Source organism: Plantactinospora alkalitolerans (genome assembly GCF_015690345.1).
Lineage (GTDB): Bacteria > Actinomycetota > Actinomycetes > Mycobacteriales > Micromonosporaceae > Plantactinospora > Plantactinospora alkalitolerans.
The window spans coordinates 1-14872 of the sequence record NZ_JADPUN010000028.1 but is presented as its reverse complement, the minus strand read 5'-3'; the positions used below and the strand labels follow the sequence as shown (position 1 = coordinate 14872).

At 71.3% G+C, this 14872-nt stretch carries 9 protein-coding genes; 3 read left to right on the top strand and 6 right to left on the bottom strand.

Features of this window, described 5'->3' with window-relative positions; genetic code table 11:
- Positions 1 to 798 precede the first annotated feature (798 nt).
- Together I0C86_RS00710 and I0C86_RS00705 are read left to right on the top strand one after the other, a co-directional pair.
- Entirely contained in the window at positions 799 to 3702 is a 2904-nt protein-coding gene (locus I0C86_RS00710; protein ID WP_407676248.1) for a glycoside hydrolase family 48 protein, read from the top strand.
- Positions 3703 to 4157: 455 nt separating this feature from the next.
- Positions 4158 to 5063: a phosphatase PAP2 family protein gene (locus I0C86_RS00705; RefSeq protein WP_323373393.1), complete on the top strand. Its 906-nt coding sequence runs from the start codon at positions 4158 to 4160 to the stop codon at positions 5061 to 5063.
- A gap of 25 nt (positions 5064 to 5088) precedes the next feature.
- On the opposite strand, the gene I0C86_RS00700 is transcribed toward I0C86_RS00705, so the two are convergent.
- Positions 5089 to 5919, bottom strand: coding sequence for a DUF1028 domain-containing protein (locus I0C86_RS00700; protein WP_196199185.1), 831 nt, complete (start codon positions 5917 to 5919; stop codon positions 5089 to 5091).
- A 109-nt stretch (positions 5920 to 6028) separates the two neighbouring features.
- On the opposite strand from I0C86_RS00700, the gene I0C86_RS00695 reads away from it, so the two are divergent.
- Positions 6029 to 7009 (top strand): LLM class F420-dependent oxidoreductase, encoded by a 981-nt coding sequence (locus I0C86_RS00695; RefSeq protein WP_196199189.1) that lies wholly within the window; start codon positions 6029 to 6031, stop codon positions 7007 to 7009.
- 10 nt (positions 7010 to 7019) lie between these two features.
- Here I0C86_RS00695 and I0C86_RS00690 read toward each other — a convergent pair whose 3' ends face one another.
- The 5 genes from I0C86_RS00690 to I0C86_RS00670 form a co-directional block, all read right to left on the bottom strand.
- Positions 7020 to 9383 (bottom strand): DUF3488 and transglutaminase-like domain-containing protein, encoded by a 2364-nt coding sequence (locus I0C86_RS00690; protein WP_196199188.1) that lies wholly within the window; start codon positions 9381 to 9383, stop codon positions 7020 to 7022.
- A 41-nt stretch (positions 9384 to 9424) separates the two neighbouring features.
- A complete protein-coding gene (locus I0C86_RS00685) occupies positions 9425 to 10579 on the bottom strand; it encodes a DUF58 domain-containing protein (RefSeq protein ID WP_196199184.1) in 1155 nt (384 codons plus the stop codon).
- Positions 10580 to 10589: 10 nt separating this feature from the next.
- Entirely contained in the window at positions 10590 to 11585 is a 996-nt protein-coding gene (locus tag I0C86_RS00680) for an AAA family ATPase (RefSeq protein WP_196199183.1), read from the bottom strand.
- Positions 11586 to 11615: 30 nt separating this feature from the next.
- Complete coding sequence (locus tag I0C86_RS00675; RefSeq protein WP_407676247.1) at positions 11616 to 14258, bottom strand: fibronectin type III domain-containing protein; 2643 nt, start codon at positions 14256 to 14258, stop codon at positions 11616 to 11618.
- 251 nt (positions 14259 to 14509) lie between these two features.
- A partial coding sequence (locus I0C86_RS00670; protein WP_196199182.1) for a fibronectin type III domain-containing protein occupies positions 14510 to 14872 on the bottom strand: 363 nt, incomplete at its 5' end.

Here is a 14872-nt window from a genome sequence, read left to right as displayed (position 1 = left end):
GTGTGTGGGGACGGGGAGGGCAACCCCCGTCCCCACCGTGAGTTACAAGCACGCACGAGCGGAATTGGCGTCCATGTCGTGCGTGCCGCGCGGGAGCCGGGCCACGCGAGTGGCTCTGGTTCCACCTCCTCTCGACGGTGGTGAGATGACCGACGGCGGAGTCCGGGCTGGCCCGCCGTCAGCCTTGTGGCTGAGCGGTCGGCGAGCTACGGCATACTTCCCGTAGCTCGCCAAGAGGCTGGATCAATCCGGCGGACCGGATGTTCACAGTCTCCGTAGCTGCTGGTGCGATCCAAAGCTACTTACACCATCATCGATGGAAGCGCTCCCATCGACGTTGATTTGGACTGTAGTCCGCGTCACGCTTTTGTGAAAGACCCAAAATAAGATCGAAACATCAGGCCAACGTCGATGAAACTCCGTTGTGCTTACCTCGATCGACTTCACTGCAGGTCAGTGGCGGTTCTCCGACCGTCTGTAGTGGACCGGTGCGGGCTCCACTTGCTGCGGGAGCGCTCCCATGCCACACTGTCGAGCATCGCGGTAGGGAGCCACAGCTGACGCGATCGCGGGCCGCCGAGGGCATCCGAAATTTCGGTACGGCGCCCCCTCTGCACCGATCGGAGCCGCCACGTCCGGCGTCTCCTCCGGCGTCCGCCGACCCCGGTCCGGGACGGGTTGACCACCACCATCCTGGCGCCTACCCACCCACGCGCACCGCTTCGCTCCATGCGCAGGAGGCGCCACAGCCGCGGCACCACCGCGGCCCGGTCCGCGAGGAGAAGTCACGACATGAAGTTGAGCTTAGGAAGACGCCGGGTGGCGATGGCCGCCGCCGGCGTACTTGTGGTCGGGGGTGTCGCCGTCGTCCCCGGTACCGCCTATGCCGCGCCCGCCTGCGACGTCACCTACGCCTCCAACAGTTGGGGCACCGGATTCACCGCCTCCATCACCATCCGGAACGTGGGCGACCCGATGACCAGCTGGCGACTGGGATTCACCTTCCCGGGCAACCAGCGCGTCACCCAGGGCTGGTCGGCCAACTGGACCCAGTCCGGCGCCAACGTGACGGCCACGAACATGTCGTACAACGGCAACATCGGCACCGGTGGTTCCACCAGCATCGGGTTCAACGGCTCCTACTCGGGGACCAACGCCAGCCCGACCGCCTTCACGGTCAACGGCGTCTCCTGCAACGACGCTCAGAACACCGTGCCCACCGTGGACATCACCGCACCGGCCAACGGCGCGACGTTCACCGCGCCGGCCAACGTCACCGTCTCGGCCACCGCGAGCGACGCGGAGGGCCCGGTCCAGCGGGTCGAGTTCTACCGCAACGGCATGCTGGTCGGCACCGACACCGAATCGCCGTACAGCTACACCAACAGCGCCCTGCCGGCCGGCACCTACACCGCCCAGGCCCGCGCGTACGACAGCGCCGGGCTCAGCGGCATCGACGAGGTGTCCTTCACCGTCAGCGGAACCAGCCAGGCGAGCGTGGTCCTCCCCGCCACCCTGACGGTTGCCGAGGGCAGCAGTTCCCCGCTGAACGTCCGGCTCAGCGCCGCGCCGACCAGCAACGTCACCGTCTCGCTGGCCAAGACCGGCGACGCCGACGTGACCGTCAGCCCCACCAGCGTCACCCTCACGTCGTCGAACTGGAACACCGGCGTCAGCGCGACGGTCAGCGCCGCGCAGGACGCCGACTCCACCAACGACTCGGCGACGATCACCGGAAGCGCCAGCGGGCGTACCCCCGGGAGCACCGCGGTCACCGTGACCGACGACGAGGGCGGCGACCCGAGCGGGGAGTACGGCGAGGAGTTCCTGGAGCTGTACAACAAGATCAAGGCTCCGGCGAACGGCTACTTCAGCCCCGAGGGCGTGCCGTACCACTCCGTCGAGACGCTGCTGGTCGAGGCCCCGGACCACGGTCACGAGACCACCAGTGAGGCATTCAGCTACTGGCTCTTCCTCGAGGCGATGTACGGCCGGACCACCGGACAGTGGGGCCCGTTCAACACCGCCTGGCAGATCATGGACCGGTACATCATCCCGTCCGAGACGCAGTCGGGCTACAACGCCAGCGACCCGGCGGACTACGCGCCCGAGGCGAACCTGCCGAGCCTCTACCCGCAGCAGGGTGGCAAGCTCGACGCGAACGTCAAGGTCGGTCAGGACCCGCTGGCCGCCGAACTCCAGTCCACGTACAACAGTGGCCGGGTGTACGGCATGCACTGGCTGCTCGACGTCGACAACGTGTACGGCTTCGGCAAGTGCGGCGACGGCACCACCAAGCCGGCGTACATCAACACCTACCAGCGCGGCCCGCAGGAGTCGGTCTTCGAGACCGTTCCGCACCCCTCCTGCGAGACGTTCGCCGACGGCGGCCCGAACGGGTACCTGCCGCTGTTCATCGGCGACTCCTCGTACGCCCAGCAGTGGCGCTACACCAACGCTCCCGACGCCGACGCGCGTGCCATCCAGGCCGCGTACTGGGCGTTGAAGTGGGCCAAGGAGCAGGGCAACCAGAGCCAGATCAGCGCCACCATCCAGAACGCCGCCAAGATGGGCGACTACCTGCGCTACGCGATGTACGACAAGTACTTCAAGCAGCCCGGGTGCGCCTCGCCGTCCTGCGCGGTCGGCACCGGCAAGAACAGCGCGGCCTACCTGCTGTCCTGGTACTACGCCTGGGGCGGCTCGCAGGGTGGCAGCAGCAGCTGGTCCTGGCGGATCGGCTCCAGCCACAACCACGGCGGTTACCAGAACCCGTTCGCGGCCTGGGCGCTGTCCACGGTCTCCGAGCTGATCCCGCGGTCGCCGACCGCGAAGACCGACTGGGCGACCAGCCTGACCCGGCAGATCGACTTCTACACCTGGCTGCAGTCGGCCGACGGTGCGATCGCCGGTGGCGCGACGAACAGCTGGAACGGCGACTACAGCGCCCGCCCGTCGGGCGTGCCGACCTTCTACGGCATGGTGTACGACGTCAAGCCGGTCTACCACGACCCGCCGTCGAACCAGTGGTTCGGCTTCCAGGCGTGGAGCATGGAGCGGGTGGCGGAGTACTACCACGAGAGTGGTGACGCCCGGGCCAAGGCGGTGCTGGACAAGTGGGTCAACTGGGCGCTGGCCAACACCACGGTGAGCGGCTCGACGTACCAGATCCCGTCCACGCTGAGCTGGACCGGTCAGCCGGGTGGGAACTGGACCTCCGGCACCACCTCGGTGAACAACAGCAACCTGCGGGTCTCGGTCGTCGACCACACCACGGACGTCGGTGTCGCGGGCGCGTTCGCCCGGACGCTGATCTACTACGGTGCGAAGGCCGACCACGCCGGCGCCAAGACCACGGCCAAGGCGCTGCTCGACGCCGTCCTGCAGCACAAGGACGACCTGGGCGTCTCGGTGACGGAGACGAAGGCGGACTACAACCGGATGGACGACCCGTACAACTCCAGCACCAACCAGGGTCTGTACATCCCGTCCGGCTTCACCGGCACGATGCCGAACGGCGACCCGATCAACTCCAACTCCACGTTCCTGAGCATCCGTACGTTCCTCGAGGACGACCCGGACTGGCCCAAGGTGGAGTCGTACCTGAACGGCGGCGCGGTGCCGACGTTCAACTACCACCGCTTCTGGGCGCAGATCGACGTGGCGATGGCGCTGCACGACTATGACCGGCTGATCGGCTGATCCCGGTTCCCATACGGGCCTGATTCCCACGGTCAGGCCAAACGTGGCGGGTCCGGCCGGATTGGCCAACGCAGCGATCCGGCCGGCCCGCCACTCCCTCCTGGAGGCAGTACGCGCCAGACGAGCAGCACCGACCTGCGGACGGGCGGCACCTCTGGTGCCGCCCGTCCGGCTTGCCGCGGGCCCGGTCGAACCGGGCGTCCGACCTCCGCCGTCCCCCGGATGCTGAGTTTTCAGTCAGCCTGTCGTGCTGTCCGCCCGGGAACGGAGTAACCTGGCGGACAGCAGGAGGGGCCGCTTCCCCCGTGGCGGCCCCTCCTGCTTCTTCCTGTCTCCGAACCGTTCCCACTTCCCGGTCCGCCGACGACCGGCCGCGAACGCTTCTTTCGTTCAGCGCGTGGCAACCGGGTGGTGCGGTGCCGGGCACGCCCGGCGGGTCCGTTACGGTGTGCCGCGTGCGAGGGCGGAGCAGCATCCTGACAGGCGCCTGGCTGGTCGTGCTGACCGGGGCGCAGATCCTGACGGTCGTCGTGGTCTGGCGGTTCGCCGTCGGCACCGAGCAGGGCCAACTACTCGACACGATCGCCCTGAACGGCAACTCGATCGGGCGGCAGCGGATCGAGGGCATGGTCGGCGGTGTGCTCGACGCGGTCTCCCTGCTGTCGTTGGTCGCCGCCACCGCCGTCATCGGGTTCATCGCGCTGATCCGCCGACGGCTGCTGCTGGCGGTGGTGACCGTGGGGCTCATCGTGGGCGCGAACGTGACCAGCCAGGCACTCAAGTACTTCATCGAGCGGCCGGACTTCGGCGTCGACCCGGAGCGGGAGACGGCCGGCAACAGCCTGCCCAGTGGACACACCACGGTGGCGGCCTCGGTAGCGATCGCGCTGGTCATGGTGCTGCCGCCCCGGGTCCGGGGCTGGGGTGCCCTGGTCGGCGCCGGCTACGCCGCGGCGGCCGGCGTCGCCACCCTGTCGGCCGGCTGGCACCGGCCCAGCGACTCCGTGACGGCCCTGCTGATCGTCGGTGCCTGGGCGACCGCGGCCAGCTTCGTACTGCTGCTGCGGCAGGGCGACGACATGGAGGTCGAACCCGCCGACGGGAACCGGCGGGTGTTCAGCGTGCTGGCCATCGGCGGCCTGGTACTGCTACTGGCCGCCGCGATCGCCATCGGCTGGACCGACGGCTCCCGCACGACGCCCATGCCGGAGTTCGACCGCCGCCAACTCCTGGTCGCGTACGGCGGCAGTGCGGCGGGCATCGCCGGAACCGCCGCGCTGGTCACCGCTCTGGTACTGCTCACCATGCATCGGGTGGTACCCCGGCACACCGTCGACGCAGCCCGACGCCGGACCGGCTGAGCCGGCCGGTGCCCCGGTCGCCCGGTCAGGACTGGGCGCGCAGGTGGGCCAGCACGACCGGGTCGATCCGGGCGGGCACCAGACGCTCCTCCAGGTTCTCCACCCCGGCCCAGGCGGCGACCCGGTCGTCCAGCCCGGAGCCGTCGTCGGGATGGCCCAGCGCGCCGAGCAGCGCCGCCACCTCGTCGGCGAGGTCACCGGTCAGGTCGAGCAGCGTCTGCGGATCTGGTCGCCCGAAGAGCATGGTGTGCACGTCCAGCAGCCGGGCCAACTCCGTCACCGGAGCGGGATGGTCGTCCACCCGCAGGTCCAGCACGACGTCGCTGCCGCCGTACCCGCCGCCCCGGGCGACCACCAGGAGCGCCGCGCTCTGCCGACCCCGGCGGTCACCGCCGGCCCGGTCGCCGGCGTCCAGCGCCCCCAGGAGTCGTTCCGCGAAACGCCGGTCGGAGAGCGCGAGCCACGCGTCGCGCATCTCGTCCAGCACCTCGGGACCGGTCAGGATGTTGCCCTGGATCGCCCAACCGGTGCCGGTCTGTCCGCCGGCCCAGTCGGTGCAGCCCGACCCGGTGTAACTGGCCCCCTCGCCCTCGACGCCGACCACCCCGAGCTGCCGCTGCATCCGGCCCGAGTCCGCGGCGACCAACCCGGCCACGACGTCGGCCGGGGCCAGGCCCGTACGGAGGAAGGCGAGTCCCTGCGGCCGGAAGGCCAGATTGGCGTACGCCTGGGTGGCCAGCGCGCCCACCTCGGCCTCGGCGGCGGGCACCATGGCGCCGACCCCGAGAAACTTGCTGGCCACCGCGACGCCGTGCATCCTGCCGTCATCGGACCGCGCGACTATGGAGAAGGTCACGGGGCCGAGGCTACCAAGATCGGACCTACTCCCGGGAGGACAGCGGCGCGGAATCTTGCCCGGCCGGCGACCGACCAGGCACCATCGACCGATGACCACACGCTGGGGAATGACCGTGCCGTTGAGTGGCGTCCCGCTCGCCGGGCACGCCGCGATCTACGCCGCACTCGTGGGCGCCGGGTTCACCGACCTGTGGTCTTCCGAGGTGGCCGGCAGCGACGCCTTCACACCGCTGGCGCTCGCCGCGGCGTGGCAGCCGGACGTGCGGCTGGGCACCGCGGTCGCGCCGGTCTACACCCGAGGACCCGGCCTGCTGGCGATGAGCGCCGCAGCCCTGGCCGAAGCGGCCCCGGGCCGCTTCTCGCTCGGCATCGGGGCGTCGTCACCGGTGCTGGTCCAGGACTGGAACGCCACCCGGTTCGTGGAGCCGTACCGCCGGACCCGGGACATGCTGCGCTTCCTGCGCGCGGCGCTCCGGGGCGAACTGGTCGACGAGGTCTACGACACCTTCACCGTACGGCGGTTCCGGTTGGAGCGGCCGCCGGTCGCACCGCCGCCGATCCTGCTGGCCGCGTTGCGACCCCGGATGCTGCGGCTCGCCGGCGCCGAGGCCGACGGCACGATCCTCAACTGGCTGGCGGTCGAGGACGTGCCACGGGTGCTCGCCGAGCTGGGTGAGCTTCGGGCCGGCTTCGAGGTCGCTGCCCGGATCTTCGTCTGCCCGACCGAAGACGTCCAGCACGCCCGCGCGCTGGGCCGCCGGCTGATCACCACCTACCTGACCGTGCCGGCGTACGCCGAGTTCCACCGCTGGCTCGGCCGGGAACCGGTGCTCGGTCCCATGTGGCGAGCCTGGGCGGCCGGCGACCGTCGTGGAGCCGGCGAGCTGCTCCCGGACGCCCTGGTCGACGCCCTGGTGGTGCACGGCTCGCCGGAGGACTGCCGGGCCCAGATCCAGCGCTACGCGTCGGCCGGAGTCGACATTCCGGTGCTCGCCCTGCTACCCACTCCGGAACTGGCGGCCGGCGGAGCGGCGGCGCTGGCCACGACCATCGCCCAGCTCGGCCCGGCGACCGTGGCGGCCACCTGAGCCGAGTCGCTCAACTCCGCCAGCGCAGCGGGCCGGGATGCAGGGACCAGAGCGCCCGCCGCCACCACGGCCGGTCCGCGCGCAGCTCGCCCGCGTACGTCAGTGCCAGCTCGGCAGCCTGACGGGCCTGGTCGTCGGTGGCGTGGCCCGGCGCGAACGCGGCCAGGTTCACCAGTACGGCCAGGTCGTCGATCGGCGGAACGGCTCGGCGCAGCGTCGCCGGGTGGGTCGTCGCCGTCGGGTCGGCCGGGGCCGGAACGTCGTCCCCGGGGCCGGTCGGAGTCGAGGGGGCGGCCGCGCCCTGGATGCTGGACCGGGCGTGCTCCGCGACCTCGGTCGCCGCCAGATGGTTCGGCACCGGGCGGCCGGCCAGGCGCAACGCGTCGGTCACCTCACGCCAGGCACCGTAGATCCGTTGCGCCGGAGATCCCTCGGCGAGCCGGCGGCGTCGTTGGGCTCTCCGCAGGCCGACGACCACCACCGCCAGCCCGGTCAGCAGCAGTAGCAGACCGCCGGTACCGCCGCCGACCAGCACCGGTGTGCCCAGGCCGCCGCGCCGGTCCGGGGCCGCCGCCGGGCCGGGCGTACCGCTCGGGGTGGGTTCGGCGGTCTCGCTGGCCTCGTCCGGGGGTGGTGTCGGGTCCTCCGGCTCCGGCTTGAAATCCTCTTCGACCGGCCGGGGCTTGGTGTTCGGCTTCGGCAGCGGATTGAACGGCACCCAGCCGAGCCCGTCGAAGAGCACCTCGGGCCAGGCGAGCGCGTCCGCGGCGCGTACCGGCCCGCTGCCGGTGGATGACTGGAAGCCGACCACCACCCGGCTGGGCAGGCCCATCATCCGGGCCAGTACGGCGAACGAGGCGGCGAACTGCTCCGAGGTGCCGCGTTGCCCGCCACCGTTGCTCGGGCCGAAGAGGAAGAAGTTGAGGTTCGGATAGGCGTGCCCACTCGGCGCGTCGGGGACCACCCGGTAGTGCTCGGCGAGGAAGGTCTCGATCGCCGCGGCCCGGCCGTACGGGGCGCCGTTGTCCTCGGCGAGTTGGGTGGCGAGCCGGGTAAGTTGCTCGGGGGCGCCCGCCTCGACCCGGAGGAACCGGGCGACGGCGTCGCCGGACGGCACGTTCGCCGCCGGCAGGAGGTCGTAGTCGGGATACTCGCGTACCGACGTGACCGAGTAGGCCAGCCCGGACTTCAGCCCCTCGGGCCGGATCATCGTGCCGCTGCTCTGGTCGTACGCCACCCGGGCGCCGGTCACCTCGCGCGGGGTCGGCACGGCGGGCAGCAGCCGCCCGGTCAGGCCGTCGATGGTGATCTGCTGTTGGATCCGTTCCGTCCGGAGGTCGGGTACCGACTCCACCGCCGGCAGAACCCGCCCCGCGTTGCGGTACGTGGCGCCGACCCGCCAGGTCACCCCGTCGTAGTCGTTCAGCACGGCGAGCCGGATCCGTACCCCGGCCGGCTGCTCCAACTCCTCCACCGGGTCCGGCTCGACCGGCGCCTCGCCGTCGGCCGGGGTCGGCTCGGCACCGCCGCCCGGGGCTCCGCCGGCCGGACCGGCCGGCACCGTTCCGCCGGAGGTGGTCACGTCGAGCAGCTTCTGGTCCGGGCTCAACGCCCAACCGGAGATCCGGATGAGCGGATTCTCGTCGAGGCTGTCGACCTGCGGTGGTTGCACGTATCGGCGCGGGTCGACCGGAGTGGCGCCGACCTGGCGGGCCACCAGCGGCGCCAGCAGCACGGCGAGCCCGACGACCACGGCCAGCCCGGCGGCGGTGCTGGCGAGCACCCGGAGCCGCATGGTGGCCCGGACCGCCGGAGGAAGCTCGGAACCGGGGTCGGACGGACCCGGGGGCGGCTGGCTCGGCCGCCCGCCCGCGGCGAGCGCCACCGCTCCCGCCGTGGCGAACGCCAACGTCGACCAGACGGTCGGTTCGGCGTTCGGTCCCACCACGTAGAGCGCCCCGGCGTACAGGACGGCGGGGGCGACCAGGCCGAGCAGCACCCGGCTGGCCCGGATCCCGACCTCGGCACCGGCGAGCCCGGCCAGCCAGGCGGCGACCAGCGGCACGATCACGGTGTCCGGCATCGGTTCGACCGGAATCAGCGCGGTCAGCAGCCGGGGGATGCCGTTGCGGGCCGCGTCCACCGCCACCGTGCCGAGCGCGCCCGGCAGGTCGGCCCGCTGCGCGGTGAACCACAGCGCGAACGCGGTGTAGCCGAGCAGCGCGCCGACCGAGAGCGGCGCGACCAGCCAGGACGGCAGCCGCCGGGCGGCCAGGCTGACCCCGACGGAGCCGACCGCCGCGCCGAGCACGAGCTGGGTGAGCAGCGAATCGGCGTACACCCGGCCGAGCACCGCGCCCGCGAGCCCGATCATCGCGATCAGAGCCAGCGGCACCGGCAGCGCCCGCAGCGACCTCACCACCGCCGGACCCCGTCCCACTCGGCGGCGAACTCCGCGCCGTCCGCCGCGTCGATCACGACCAGGCCGGACACGGCGCCCGGGGTCTGTCCGCCGGCCGCGAAAACTCCGGCGACCACCGACGGGTACGCCGGCCGCAACGCACCCACGTAGCCCAGGTCGGCGCGGGCGCCCGGCCCGGTGAGGAAGACCAGGGTGTCGCCGAGCCGTTCCTGCCGCAACCGGAGAGTCGCGGTACGCAACGGGTCGCGGTCGTCGCCCCGTGGCCCGGACACCAGGTCGGCGGCGGCGAGCCGGTCGAGGAACTCCCCGCTTCCGTCGTCGTCGGCGACCAGCAGCAGTGTCACCGGCAGATCCTCGCGGCGGGCCGCGGCGACCACCGAGGCCGCCGCCTCGCACGCCGACTCGAACGTCTCGGCGATCCCGTCGGTCCGGTCCGGATGGGCACCCGCCCGGTTGTCCAGCAGTACGACGATCCGGGGCAGGCTGGTGTCCACCTGCTCGCGGACCATCAGCTCGCCGACCTTTGCGCTGCTCCGCCAGTGCACCCGGCGCAGTTCGTCGCCGACGACGTACTCCCGGAGCGAGTCGAAGGTGATCGAGCCCTGCGGCACCTTGTCGTGCCGGCCCTCCAGGCTCCGGGACGCCCCGGCGGGTACGGCGGACAGCAGGTGGATCCGGGGATGTACCCAGACCTGTGCGGTCCTGCCGTGGGACCGGGCGACGGTGATGAGTCCGAGGGCGTCCCGCCCGGTGACCCGGAGCGGGCCGACGGCGATCACCCCGCGTCGGTGGGTGGGCACCGGATAGCTGACCGTCGTGTCCCGACCGGGGCGCAGCCGGAGCAGGGGTACCGGAACCGGACGGCTGCCGCAGCGGTCCTCGGCGATCAGGTTCGCCGACCGCAGCCGGGCGCTGTTCCGCACCGTGAGGGTCATGGTGGCCGGCTCACCCCGGCCCACCCTGTCCGGATCGGCCACCCGGGACACGTCGAGCCGGGGCCGCCAGAGGGCGTTGCCGGCGGCGCAGGCCACCGCGATCGCGGCGGTGGCGCCGAGCAGGGCGAGTTCCGGGTAGCCGAAGCGGAACCCGGCGGCCAGGAGCAGGGCGGCACCGGCGAGCAGACCGATGCCGCGTGCGGTGATCGTCATGGTGCCGGGGTCAGGTGCCCGCGGAGGCGAGCTGCCCCGAGGGGAGTGGCACCGGCACCGACGCCACCGCCTCGTGCAGCACCTCGGCCGCGGTGACGCCGCGTACCTGGGCGTCGGGGGAGAGCAGGATCCGGTGTGCGAAGACCGGCTCGGCCAGGATCTTGAGATCCTCCGGCATGATCCAGCCGCGCCCGTCGATCAGGGCGTACGCGCACGCCGCCCGGGTCAGCGCGATCACGCCCCGGGGGCTGACCCCGACCCGGACCTGCGGATGGTTGCGGGTGGCCGCCGCCAGGCGCACCGCGTACGCGTAGAGCGGGTCGGCGATGTGCACCCGCTGGGCCATCCGGACCATCTCGCCGACGGTGGCGGTGTCGGTGACCGCCTCCAGCGCCTCCGGAGACCGGACGGTGGCGCCGCGCAGCACCTCGATCTCGACCACCTCGTCGGGATAGCCGATGGAGAGTTTCACCAGGAACCGGTCGAGCTGCGCCTCGGGAAGCCGGTACGTCCCGTCCATCTCGACCGGGTTCTGGGTGGCGACCACCAGGAACGGCCGGGGTACGGGGTGCCGCACCCCGTCGACGGTGACGTTCCGTTCCTCCATCACCTCCAGCAGCGACGACTGGGTCTTCGGCGAGGCCCGGTTGATCTCGTCCGCGATGACGATGTTGGCGAACACCGGCCCGGGATGGAACTCGAAGGCCCGGGTCGCCTGGTTGAAGATGGTCACCCCGGAGACGTCGGACGGCAGCAGGTCCGGGGTGAACTGGATCCGCCGCCACTGTCCGTGCACGGTGGCCGCGACCGCCCGGGCCAGGGTGGTCTTGCCGACCCCGGGCACGTCCTCCAACAGGACGTGCCCCTGGGCGAACAGCGCGGTCAGCGCCAACCGGACCACGTGCGGCTTACCCAGCACCACCGAGTTGATGTTGTCGGCGATCCGGGCGGCCAGGTTGGCGAAGCCCTGCACATGGTGCGGGGTAAGCGGCTCGGGGTTGTTCACGGCTGTGGTGCTCCTTGCGCGGTGGTGCGATCAGCAGGTCGGCAGGACGTTGATGTCGTCGCCCCCTTCGAGGTTCAGCCAGGCCCACGGGATGTAGTTCTGACCCTCGTACTCCACCCGGACCCACCAGGTGCTCTGCTTGTTGCTGTTGTAGATGTACGCGTCGACGTCCTCACCCGACTTCTTGCAGAACGCCTTCAACCGGCGACCGTTCGGCACCCAGCCGACCTGTCGGCTGTTGTCCTGCCGGGTGACCGAGAAGATCTCGTTGCCGTTGCGGCCGGGCCGGTCCTCGTCACAGTACGTCGCGGTGTCACCGTTCTGGCCGTTGCGGCAGGTGGCGATGCCGTAGAGGGCCTGGGTCGCCCGGCTGGCGGGGGCCGTGTCGGTGCCGGCCGCGTTGGTCGCGCTCACCGTGAGGTCGTACGTCGTCCCCGGGGTCAGCCCGGTGACCCGGATGCTGGAACAGCCTCCGTTGACCTTCGCCCGGCCATTCGGGGTGACCGAACACTCCGCCGTTCCGCCGCCTTGGTCCACCGTGAAGTTGACCGTGACCGAGGTGGCGTCCGACGCGGTTCCGGTGACCGTCACCTGGGGCGGCGCCACCGTGCTCGCCGTGTCGGTGGCGGCGGTGCCGGGACCGGCCTCGTTGACGGCCTGGACCCGGACGGTGACGGCCTTGCCGTCGGGCAGGTCCCGGACCGTGGCCTGGGTGTCGGTCACCTCGCTCTGCTTGCCACCCGCGTCGACCAGGTACTTCGTGATCGGTCGGCCGTTGTCGGCGGGCGGGTTCCAGCTCATCGAGATGGTGCCCCGGGACCCGCCGACCGTCTGCGCCTTCAGGTTGACCGGTGCCCCCGGGGTGGTGAACGGCACCACGCTGTTGCTGACCGGCGACGCGGCCGAGCCGGCACCCTTCTCGTTGATCGAGACCACGGTGAAGGCGTACTGGTTGCCGTATTCGAGCTCTCCGGCGGGGATCACCAGTTCGGTCTTGGTCGACTCGCCGGCCGGGGCGTTCGCGCCGGCCGAGATCGCGGTCACCGCGTACTTGCTGATTTTGTAACCCTGACCGTTGGCCGCCGCCCACTTGACCAGCACCGTGCCGTCCGGTCGTTCCTGCGCGGTGATGCTGGCCGGCGGGTCGGGCACCTCGGAGGTCGGTACGACCGGGTTGCTGTTCCGGGCCGGACCGGCGCCCTTGCCGTTCACGGCGTTCACCGCGAACCGGTAGGTCTCGCCGTTGGTCAGGCCGGTCACCTCCAGCGAGCGCTGGTTCGCGCCCACCTCGAAGGTCCGGCCGGCGCCCTGCACCACGTACCGGGTGATCGCCGAGCCGTTGGGTGCGGCCGCGCGCCAGCTCACCCGTGCCTGGGCGTTTCCGGCCGAGGCGGTCACCGACTTCGGTGCGCCCGGCTTGCTGATCCGTGGCTTCGGCGGCGGCGGTGGGGCCGGCGGGTCCGGCGGCGGGTCGCCGCCGAGGATGTTGTCCGCGTACTTGTCGACCTCCTGGACGTGGTGCTTGTCGTCGATCACGCGGGCGGTGGCGGAGTTCGGGGCGTTGATGAACAGGTGGTTCTCCCGGACCTCCAACTCCAGTGGGCCGTTGGCACCCTTGATCTCGATCTTCTCGATCAATGTGCCGTCGAGGTCGAACGAGTAGACCGTCCCGGTGTCCTCGTCCGCGCAGTAGAACCGGCCGGCCCAGGAGACGGCCGGGCTGAGCCGGGTCCCCGCACCGGGCACCTTGAACTGCCGCCCGACCGTGCCCTTCTCGGACACCACGACGTTCCGGTCGTCGAGCACGGTAACCGGCACCTGCGGACCGGTGGTGCGCTCCGGCAGCGCGCCGGGCCCGGTGAGCGGGAGCTTGACCGGCAACGGCTTCTCGTCGCCGCGCAGCGTGGTCAGCGTGCTGGTGGTCCGGTCGAGCACCGCGACGCCGTCGTCCAGGGTGGAGATGGTCAGGTCGTGGCTGGGGTCGGCGACGGCCTCGCTGCGGATCTGCTTCGGGCTGACCCCGCCGCCCGTGCCGCCACCGGCGGCGGCCTTGCCGGCGGTGAGGTCGGCGGCGGTGATGGCGGAGACGGTTCCCTCGCTGGGCACCGCGATCCAGAGTCGACCCTTACCGTCGAAGGCGCCGCCGGTGATGCCCGGCGGATAGTTGATCTGCTCGCCGACCGGGGTGAGCGCGCGGGGGTCGAGCTGCCGGACGATGCCCTGCACCGCGTCGACCACGAACGCCGAGTCCTCGTGCAGCGCCACGTTAACGCCGAGTCCGGCGGTGGTCCTGGTGGTCGCGATGATCTGTAGCGTCGCCAGGTCGAGCGAGCTGACCTGCCCGGTGTTCAGGTCGCGCAGGATCAGTAGGCGGTCCGTCTGGACGACCTGCATCTGGTGGCTGCGACCCTGCGGTATCTGGACCCGGGTGTCGACCTTGCCGGTGACCCCGTTGACCCGGGCCATCTCGCTCTTGGCCATGCTCCACAGCCAGGAACTCGCGTCGTAGCTGGCCACCGCGTTGTCCGCCGCGCCCAGCCCGAGAACGGTCAGACCCATCGCGGCGGCCAGCGCCGCCACCGTCGCGATGGTTACCACGCCACCGCGAATGCGGGACCGGCGACGAGCCGGGGACGTGCCCGGCGCCACGCCGGCGGAACCCTCTCCGCCGATGCCGTCACTACCTGTGAAGCCGTTGTCTGTGGTGACCACAGCCGGCCGCCCTCCCCATGCGTTGGCGGTCGTGTCCACCGCCGTCGTCAGCGAATCTCCCCGAAACCGGGTGCCATCATATGGCCAGCCCTTTGTACGCGGGTACCCGGAACATGTCGCTGTGGACGGACGCGCTGCGAATTGTGGATAACCTTGCGCTTCCGAGGTCGTTGTCGCAGGTCAGCGGGACTGCAATCGGTGTCGAATTGTGATCAGCGCGGAGTTGCCGTCGCGCCGCCCCGGTTAGTACAGACCAGGTCCGAGGGGGCGTATTCGTTCGTGGAATAGACCGCCAGCACTGTGAAGCAGTAATCCAGCCGGGGATTCAACGCGTTGACCTTGTACGTGGTCTCGCCCACGCCGGGGGTGCCCATCGCCTTGGTCTCCTGGTTGGCCCGGGCACCGGCGACGATGAACGGCACCGTACCGCCGCTCGGGTCGGTCCAGGTGATGGTGATCGCCGCTCCCTCGTCGAGCAGTTTCACGTTCGTCGGCTTCTCGCCGGCGATGACCGGCTCCCCGGGCTTGCCGCCCTGATCGGCGGTGTCCGCCGGCGGGTCGCGGTCGGCGACCAC

What these genes read in the sequence shown, in the direction of transcription:
- I0C86_RS00695 (WP_196199189.1), top strand. Translation starts at nt 6,029, where the DNA reads ATGACCGTGCCGTTGAGTGGCGTCCCGCTCGCCGGGCACGCCGCGATC.
- I0C86_RS00690 (WP_196199188.1), bottom strand. Translation starts at nt 9,383, where the DNA reads ATGATCGGGCTCGCGGGCGCGGTGCTCGGCCGGGTGTACGCCGATTCG.
- I0C86_RS00685 (WP_196199184.1), bottom strand. Translation starts at nt 10,579, where the DNA reads ATGACGATCACCGCACGCGGCATCGGTCTGCTCGCCGGTGCCGCCCTG.